The following is a 1,176-nucleotide window of genomic DNA, read 5'->3' as shown; positions in this document are numbered from 1 at the left end:
GCCCTCCCCCGCGGACCCCACTCGCACCGGCCCGGCGCCGGCACGGCCGGCGGCGCCGTGCGCCGTCCCGCCCCACGTACTGGAGCGCATCGTCCGCAACGGCAGTCCCGACCAGCGGTCCTGGGCGCTGTCCACGCTCGTCCAGGACGGCTCCCACCGCACAATCCGCATCCACAACGCCCAGCTGCGCGCCGCCAGCCGTGGCGTCGCGCCGGCCCGGCTGGCGCCGGACGCGGGGCCGCGCCGCGCGGTCGCCGACGCCGCGGGCAGTGAGACGCTGCCCGGTGCGACCGCGCGCGCCGAGGGCGGCGAGCCGGTGGCGGACGTCACCGTGAACGAGGCCTACGACGGTCTCGGCGCCACGTTCGCGTTCTACGCCGCCGTCCTGGGCCGCGACTCGATCGACGACGAGGGGATGTCGCTGCTCGCCACCGTCCACTACGGCGACCACTACGACAACGCGTTCTGGAATGGCCGCCAGATGGTCTTCGGCGACGGTGACGGCGAGCTGTTCCACCGGTTCACGGTGTCGCTGGACATCATCGGTCACGAGCTGACCCACGGCGTCACCGAGGACGAGGCGGCGCTGATGTACGTCAACCAGTCCGGGGCGCTCAACGAGTCCGTCAGCGACGTGTTCGGGTCGCTGGTGAAGCAGTACGCCCGCGGCGAGACCGCCGAGCAGGCCGACTGGCTGATCGGCGACGAGCTGCTGACCGACGCCGTGCAGGGCGTGGCGCTTCGCTCCCTGAAGGCGCCCGGCACGGCCTACGACGATCCGGTGCTCGGCGACGACATCCAGCCCGCGCACATGGACGGTTACGTCCGCACGACCTCCGACAACGGCGGCGTGCACATCAACTCCGGCATTCCCAACCGCGCGTTCTACCTGGCCGCCAGCGCGCTCGGTGGCCACGCCTGGGACCGGGCCGGGCGTATCTGGTACGAGAGCCTGCGCGCCCCGCAGGTCCGGCCGAACGCGACCTTCCGCTCGTTCGCGGCGGTCACGGTCCGCCAGGCCGGCGTGCTGTTCGGCGCCGAGGAACGACAGGCGGTCAGCGAGGCCTGGCGCGAGGTCGGGGTCGCCGGCTGACGGGACGGCCGGTCGGGACCGCGCGCTGCGCGGTGGTGTCAGCGGAGCGCGGTGGTGTCAGCTGCCCTCGGCGGGGGTGGGGG

1 protein-coding gene is annotated in these 1,176 nt (G+C 73.8%); it reads left to right on the top strand.

Features of this window, described 5'->3' with window-relative positions:
* The first annotated feature begins 79 nt into the window (after positions 1 to 79).
* The gene (locus tag C1A33_RS26020; protein WP_101834172.1) at positions 80 to 1,093 is read left to right on the top strand and encodes a M4 family metallopeptidase; all 1,014 of its coding nucleotides are present in this window, start codon (positions 80 to 82) and stop codon (positions 1,091 to 1,093) included.
* Positions 1,094 to 1,176: the final 83 nt, after the last annotated feature.

This window comes from Frankia canadensis (assembly GCF_900197875.1).
GTDB lineage: Bacteria > Actinomycetota > Actinomycetes > Frankiales > Frankiaceae > Frankia > Frankia canadensis.
This window is presented reverse-complemented; position numbering and strand designations above follow the sequence as displayed.